This is a genomic window from Tolypothrix sp. VBCCA 56010, assembly GCF_050875635.1.
Classification (GTDB): Bacteria; Cyanobacteriota; Cyanobacteriia; order Cyanobacteriales; family Nostocaceae; genus Hassallia.
In genome coordinates this window covers 22,142-28,443 of record NZ_JBPAOH010000101.1, presented here as the reverse complement: position 1 = coordinate 28,443, position 6,302 = coordinate 22,142, and the positions used below count along the sequence as shown (strand labels likewise).

At 39.4% G+C, this 6,302-nt stretch carries 8 protein-coding genes and 1 pseudogene; 3 read left to right on the top strand and 6 right to left on the bottom strand.

Annotation, left to right across the window (positions count from 1 at the left end):
• Positions 1-191: 191 nt before the first annotated feature.
• Positions 192-1,736 carry a hypothetical protein gene (locus tag AABK37_RS27425; RefSeq protein ID WP_432554666.1) on the bottom strand — a complete coding sequence of 515 codons (1,545 nt, stop codon included), beginning with the start codon at positions 1,734-1,736 and terminating at the stop codon, positions 192-194.
• A gap of 140 nt (positions 1,737-1,876) precedes the next feature.
• Between AABK37_RS27425 and AABK37_RS27420 the strand changes: the two are divergent.
• Positions 1,877-2,168 (top strand): annotated as a pseudogene (locus AABK37_RS27420) (transposase); the annotation flags it as partial.
• Positions 2,169-2,187: 19 nt separating this feature from the next.
• On the opposite strand, the gene AABK37_RS27415 reads toward AABK37_RS27420, so the two are convergent.
• The gene (locus AABK37_RS27415) at positions 2,188-2,574 is read right to left on the bottom strand and encodes a hypothetical protein (protein ID WP_432554665.1); all 387 of its coding nucleotides are present in this window, start codon (positions 2,572-2,574) and stop codon (positions 2,188-2,190) included.
• A 77-nt stretch (positions 2,575-2,651) separates the two neighbouring features.
• Here AABK37_RS27415 and AABK37_RS27410 point away from each other — a divergent pair, with 77 nt between their 5' ends.
• Together AABK37_RS27410 and AABK37_RS27405 are read left to right on the top strand one after the other, a co-directional pair.
• Positions 2,652-2,819 carry a hypothetical protein gene (locus AABK37_RS27410; protein ID WP_432554664.1) on the top strand — a complete coding sequence of 56 codons (168 nt, stop codon included), beginning with the start codon at positions 2,652-2,654 and terminating at the stop codon, positions 2,817-2,819.
• 22 nt (positions 2,820-2,841) lie between these two features.
• Positions 2,842-3,147, top strand: a complete 306-nt coding sequence (locus AABK37_RS27405) for a small RNA NsiR4-regulated ssr1528 family protein (RefSeq protein WP_432554663.1) — start codon at positions 2,842-2,844, stop codon at positions 3,145-3,147.
• A gap of 570 nt (positions 3,148-3,717) precedes the next feature.
• Here the strand turns inward: AABK37_RS27405 and AABK37_RS27400 are convergent.
• The 4 genes from AABK37_RS27400 to AABK37_RS27385 form a co-directional block, all read right to left on the bottom strand.
• Complete coding sequence (locus tag AABK37_RS27400; RefSeq protein WP_432554662.1) at positions 3,718-4,149, bottom strand: NUDIX hydrolase; 432 nt, start codon at positions 4,147-4,149, stop codon at positions 3,718-3,720.
• The gene (locus AABK37_RS27395; RefSeq protein ID WP_432554661.1) at positions 4,146-4,574 is read right to left on the bottom strand and encodes an NUDIX hydrolase; all 429 of its coding nucleotides are present in this window, start codon (positions 4,572-4,574) and stop codon (positions 4,146-4,148) included. The genes AABK37_RS27400 and AABK37_RS27395 overlap by 4 nt, the downstream gene beginning before the upstream one ends.
• Positions 4,575-4,589: 15 nt before the next feature.
• A complete protein-coding gene (locus tag AABK37_RS27390) occupies positions 4,590-5,039 on the bottom strand; it encodes a DUF3531 family protein (protein ID WP_432554660.1) in 450 nt (149 codons plus the stop codon).
• A gap of 147 nt (positions 5,040-5,186) precedes the next feature.
• Positions 5,187-6,122, bottom strand: a complete 936-nt coding sequence (locus AABK37_RS27385; RefSeq protein ID WP_432554659.1) for a Sll0314/Alr1548 family TPR repeat-containing protein — start codon at positions 6,120-6,122, stop codon at positions 5,187-5,189.
• Positions 6,123-6,302 lie beyond the last annotated feature (180 nt).

Genomic DNA, 6,302 nt, shown 5'->3' with positions numbered 1-6,302 from the left:
CGTCTTTTAAGACGATTGCGTTGGTCTCTTAATCATACGCCCCGAAGTGCGCCGTCTTCTCCCTTACACCCTAACCATGCAACCCCACACCCTTCTTGTTGACTTTTGACTATTTAATTAAACGTGAGTTCGGCGGACAGACTTGAACTAAAGTTCAAGACAGGGAGAGGTTCATCAAACTCACTTTAAAATCAAGCTCTTGCCTTCAGCACTTGTTTTGCAACAGTACTAATGCTGTCTTGCGAATTATTGCTTAATTGCTCCAAAATTGAAATCGGTGTGTTGACATTTGTGACAACAGCCGCCCGGATATGGTAATAGGAATGAACTGCGAGTTGTTCTAGCAAATGGACGGGGGTATTGGGATGAGCAGCGATAGCTTTTAAACCATTAGCTTTTAAAGCATTAATCGTATTTGGATGCTGTATTTGGTTGATTTTTAGATAAAGCTTCTCTAGCCCCTCTGAGGTTGTATTGGGGTTTTGAGCGAGATGTATGAAAAAATCAATGCTTACAAATGGAGCTTGATGGTCTGTAAGTGCAAGCAGCATAGTGGGTGGGGTTTTCAAAGATGATGCGATCGCCGTTGCGACATAATACTTATTCATCTGCAATAGATTTTCTAATGCTTTTGGAGTGATATCAGAACGCTTCACCAATCGAATTGCAATTGATTCATACCTATCTTGATTGGATACTGTGACACGTTGATGTTGTTTAACCAAGAACTCTGCAAAAGACTCTAGAACGGTAGAGGTTGCATTGGGATTATTTACAGCTTTGAAGAGTACATCTTCATCTATATCCTGCGCGAGTTTTTCTAAAACCTTTGCAGGGGTTGAGGAATGGGCTGCAACCAATCGCCGAATAGAGGCTCGTTGATCGCTGGCTAACCGTTCTAGCAAATCGATTGATGTTCCTGATTTCCCCTCGATAAAATTGATGATGGCGATCGCAGTTTCGGAAACATTTGGATGCTTCTTGATTAGATGGTGAATTTCTTCGTCATTTTCTCCTGCTAGTTTTTCTAATATTGCGCTTGGGACTTGAGGATTTCGAGCAAGTGCTTTGAATATCGAAACATCTATATTTCCTCCTGCCATTTCTTTCAACATTACGTTTGGTATTTGGGGATTTAAAGCAAGTACTTTGTGCATCAGAAAATCTCTCCAATCTGCAAACTTATTGAGCAGGGATAATGGTGCGTTGGGGTTCTGAGCGATTCCTATTTCGATATTGCTGATTCCACTCTCGGCTAGTTTAAGCAATAACGATTCAGAAGTGTTCGGATTTCGAGCGATCGCGAAAAATAGACGATCGTCAACCTCATATTGACCATCATTGTCTCGATCGTAGAAAGGAGGAGGGCTTTCTACAAGTTGTTCTAGGAGTTCAAGAGGTGTCTTTGGGTTTCTAGCCACAGCAAGAAGAATTTCCTCATCCTCAATCTCTAATAAGCGAGCAAGCTTGTCTTCACTAGTTGTTGTGCTACGCGCTAAAGAGAGCCTAACAAAATTGCTCTCAGGATTTTCTAGTAGCAAAAGATTGAAAATCGGGTTTGCAGTTATCGCGTCTGGAAACTCCTTACCTAATTTGAGCAGCGTTTCCGTTGGTGTATTCGGATTTATAGCCACAGCCTCACGAACTTCTGGCTGAGGATGTGAAGATAGCTCCTCAAGCACCACAACCGAGGTATCGTCAGCCCAGGCTAACGCAAAATCGTTGTCATCAAGCATAGTAAAGAATTAGATTTTAGATATAGAATTAGTTTTCCCAAAATCTAAGGGCACTTTTAATTTAACGGCTATAGGTAGACAGAAAAATAACGAGCGAATTCTACAAGCAAGATTGATGAAGCGAGTAAGCTTCTTCAGGATATGAATGGGGCTTACAGTTAGTTACCAAATCCAAAAAGAACATGAAAAATCGCTTGGTAAAACTAATTGATAAAATTCTTTTACGCAAGCGTGCGGTAATTGAGTCAGTTAATGACCACCTGAAAAACCTGTGCGAAGCCAAAGACGCTCCGCCTCCGGTCAAATTGAACATTCTAGACCTTTTTATTCAACTTGATGGCTGGTTTAGCAGCCTACACTTATCTACCTCAAAAACCTTCACTTGACATTTACCTTAAAGACTTACCTGCACTACCTCCTAGTATTTTTTAATCCGTCGAACTCACGTTAATTAACTATCAGTTGGGGCAATCGGTGTGTGTAAATTAGTCAAGGTTTTCCAAGAGTTGGTGGTAGTATCAAAACAGCGCCAATTAACGCCGTCCGGTTCTTGATAGCAAAATAAAGTGCGATCGCGATCGTTCGATTTATCTGTTAAATAATATACCATTCCTCGAAAAGGATAAGTTTTACGACTCAAGCGTTTAGCTACCGCTTGATTAGGACATTCAACGACAAACACTGGTTGTCCATCTAAATAAGCCAAAGAGAAGATGCACATCCGCAAAATGGCTCGCAGCCAGCTTTCCGAATAAGCAAAACAATCATCTATTATTTTATTGGTCAGAGCTTTTTCTAAAGCACGCTCTTCTTGATGAGGAGTATGAGATTCAGACATAGCACCACCTATGGCTACACCATTGGTTTGAGATTAAACTAAAAACTCTCAAACTGACAAGCGTACCTGCAAATATTGTGGGGAGTGGGGAGTTGGGAGTGGGGAGTAGAAAGTTGGGAGTGGAAAGTTGGGAGTTGGGAGTGGGGAATTTTTCTTTTACTACTCCCTACTTTTGTATAGACGCGGTTAATCGCGTCTCTACTCACAATTCCCCAATACCTAAGGCTGGTAAAATATACTTATAGCCTTTAGACTAATTAAATTGCCATGCCTGCTGAAATTAACCCAGGAAATCAAACTACCACAGGTGCAGATGCGATTGATGAAGCGATCGCCCAAGGAATTGATTTTGACGGTTCTCCAATTCCACCAGCCAAGTTAGAACTGTACACCGAAGTTATGGCGCTAGAGGCAAATAGACAGCGCAGTGGCGTATCTAATACAATGCGATCGCGCATCGTCCGAATTGGCGCAAAACACATTCCCCAAGCAGAACTCGATAAAAAGCTTGTAGACGCTGGTTTTGCTCCTTTAAAAGAGAAAGAAATTGCCTTTTTCTACAGCGGAAAATAACATGGGGGAGATAGGAGTTATATTATTTCTAACTCCCAACTCCTCGTTCCATCATTACTTTAGAGGCTGACTATAAAAATCGTTTGTCGTGTCGAGTAATTCCTGACACTTCATCTATAAGCATAAATGAAGAATGCAAGCTTGTAGAATTATGAGTATATACTTAGTATATACAACATGATTTAAATTTAAAAAGTGTTGTAAATTAGCTGCCAAAAACAATTGATGTAAATTATGTATTCCCAAGTAGTTTCAATGTGGGGAAACAGTATTGGTATTCGCCTGCCCAAATATAGCCGATCAAGTTAACTTAAAGGAAGGTACAAATGTGTCTATCAGTATTTCTGAGGGTAAACTAATCGTCGCGCCTCAAAGAAAGAGCTATACCCTAGAAGAATTACTTGAAAAAGTAACGCCAGAAAACCTTCATACAGAGGTAGATACTGGGAGTTGCCTAGGCAGTGAAAGCTAGAAATGCCCAATTTCAAGAAAAAGCCTCTAACGATATCACTGAAAATGTAATTGCTAAAATAATGAGATTACTTTATTAATAATAGTAAAAAATACTCTTTACAAATAATCGACGAACTGCTCAGGTACTAATATCAACTCACCTGATTTGAAGCGATAAATATCTATCCACATCGCTTTATGTTGAGAATTACCAGCTTCAAAAAACACTAATTTTTCCAGTTGATAAAACTTGGAATCAACAAAATCACATTCATAAACTTGAACAATTTCATGACCGGGTTTACCTTCATAAGTAAACAAATTTTCCAGACAACCCAGATAGCGAATGTTTGTTAATTCCGCTTGAATTTCCTCTTGAAACTCTCTTTGTAGCGCTGCGTGGCTAGTTTCACCAAATTCAATACTACCACCTAAAGCGCGGTAATATTTTTCTTGCTTCACGCTATCGTAATCTTCAGAAACAAAAAGCCTTTCTTTATCTCGAATTAAGCCAAATACTTTTACTCGTATTTTGCCTGTTTGCTTCATAAATACTCTAAAAACTGTTCGGGCACTAACTTTAATTCTCCTGATTTAAAACGACTAATTTCTACCCAAAGCGCTGTTTTTTGTCTTTCACCTTCAGCAAAGACTAAATTTTCCAGTTGATAAAACTTGGTATCGACAAAATCACATTGATATATTTGCAAGATTTCGTGACCTTGTTTACCGTTAAAAGTGAAGATATTTTCTATACAACCCAAGTAATGAATGTTGGTTAATTCCGCTTGGATTTCTTCTTGAAATTCTCGCTGAAGTGCTTCAAAACTGGTTTCCCCAAAGTCAACACCACCACCCATTGCGCGGTAAAAAGTTTGCTGCTTAACTGGATCGTAGCCTTGCGAAATAAAAGTGCGATCGCCTTTTTTAATTAGTCCCAAAGCTAAAACGCGAATTTCATCTGGTTTATGCATTTTTATTGTGAAAAATTAATTATTATGCGTAAAATGATGACTCTCGCTATCTTCCACAGACCAATCGTCATTTTCGCCGCCGATATATAATTGCTCAATGCTGACATATTCCTCACTCAATTGCGTGAGAGAATTGATTAAAATATCGAGAGCGATCGCATCACTAGTTCCCAAATCAAACCAACAACGCGCCCAAGTTCCCTGATATTCAAACTCACCCATATTATGCATCAGCGCTAACAAGCTTTTGTCATAACCTTCAGAGTCATAATTCATATAACTCAGATCAAGTCCCGTTTCCTGTACTTGAAGATTTTCGGCATTAAATGCACCTAATTTACCTAAATAAAACCAAGAATTGAAAACTTCTTCAACATACTGCTTTTCTCGTTCAGAAGGAATTGTAGTAAAACTTAGCCAAATCCAAACATCAAAAGGATTAAATTCGCGAAATTGAATATGCATTTAAAGTTGGGAATGGGTAATGGGTAATGGGTAATGGGTAATGGGTAATGGGTAATGGGTAATAGGTAATGGGTAAACTCTATACTAGAAAATAAACATTTTCAATTACCAATTCCCAATGCCCAATGCCCCATGCCCAATTAGCAATTAACTTCCAGTATTATTTAGGCGGTTTGTAGCACTACGACGTTCGCGTTCAATCTGTTTGACTAAACCAGCTGGAAGTTGGGATTTTTTTGCTAGTGCTTTGTCAAAATTAGCGATCGCTTCTTGTATCATTGGCTTGCTTTTTTCTTTTTTCCCCTGTTCTTGGAGGATTTGCCCTTTTAGATAATACATCTCCGGGTTATCAGATGTCATTTTCAAGGCTCGATTTGCATACTCTAGTGCTTGAGAGTACTGTTTTAAGTCTCGGTAGGCAAGAGCAACACCCCGATTGGCTAAATATTGAGGACTTGCATTTTTTTCTAAGCGTTCAATCGCTTGCTCTGGATTGGCAAAAGGCAAATTGACAGCTAGCATCAAATCCATGTAGCCCTTAATTAAATTCAGTTCTGGATCGTTGGCAGAAACGGCTTCCGCTTTGTCTAAATATTGATAAACTTGCCGCAACCGAGTTAAAGCTTGCGGCGCCCCGTTAACTGTACCCTGACGCTGGAGAATTACCGCACCTTCTAAAAAATGACCGACAGCAGCGTATAAATTGCCACGTAATGGGTCGGTAGCAATCAAATTTTGTCCGGTTTGCAGGGTTTTCTTACTGTATGTGTCTAAAGCAGACAAATCTTTATTAACGTATGCTAAAGATGCCTTCATCGCATAAGCTAGTGGTTCATTTGGCTCACTAGATTCGGCTTGTTGTAAGTAAAGCTCTGCCTGTTTGTAGTTACCTTGTTGGAAAATTGCCTTAAAAGCTGCTTCTGTCTTGTCGCCAATTTTCCTTTGGTCGTTAGTACGAAAAGGATCGGCAGCTAAAGATGGATTTACCCACATCAGGGCGATCGCTACTGCAAAACTTGCTTGAGCCAGCCTACCAAGTTTGGCAGACACTATTTTTTGAGGAACGTAAAACCATTTAGTCATTGTTAACCTCAGAATAATTACGCTTGAAATTGTTTTATTTGTTACTTAAAATCTAAAAAACTGGTTACTTGCGCTTTCGCGTGAAAAATTTTATACACAATTTCACCTTGGTAACTTTTCCAAGTTTCCATGCTTGTTATAGCTATTGACCAAGGGTAAGTCTGCCACAATAAAGAAAAG

Coding starts and splice junctions, on each gene's coding strand:
- AABK37_RS27405 (WP_432554663.1), top strand. CDS start 2,842: ATGCCTGCTGAAATTAACCCAGGAAATCAAACTACCACAGGTGCAGAT.
- AABK37_RS27385 (WP_432554659.1), bottom strand. CDS start 6,122: ATGACTAAATGGTTTTACGTTCCTCAAAAAATAGTGTCTGCCAAACTT.
- AABK37_RS27390 (WP_432554660.1), bottom strand. CDS start 5,039: ATGCATATTCAATTTCGCGAATTTAATCCTTTTGATGTTTGGATTTGG.
- AABK37_RS27425 (WP_432554666.1), bottom strand. CDS start 1,736: ATGCTTGATGACAACGATTTTGCGTTAGCCTGGGCTGACGATACCTCG.
- AABK37_RS27415 (WP_432554665.1), bottom strand. CDS start 2,574: ATGTCTGAATCTCATACTCCTCATCAAGAAGAGCGTGCTTTAGAAAAA.
- AABK37_RS27395 (WP_432554661.1), bottom strand. CDS start 4,574: ATGCATAAACCAGATGAAATTCGCGTTTTAGCTTTGGGACTAATTAAA.
- AABK37_RS27400 (WP_432554662.1), bottom strand. CDS start 4,149: ATGAAGCAAACAGGCAAAATACGAGTAAAAGTATTTGGCTTAATTCGA.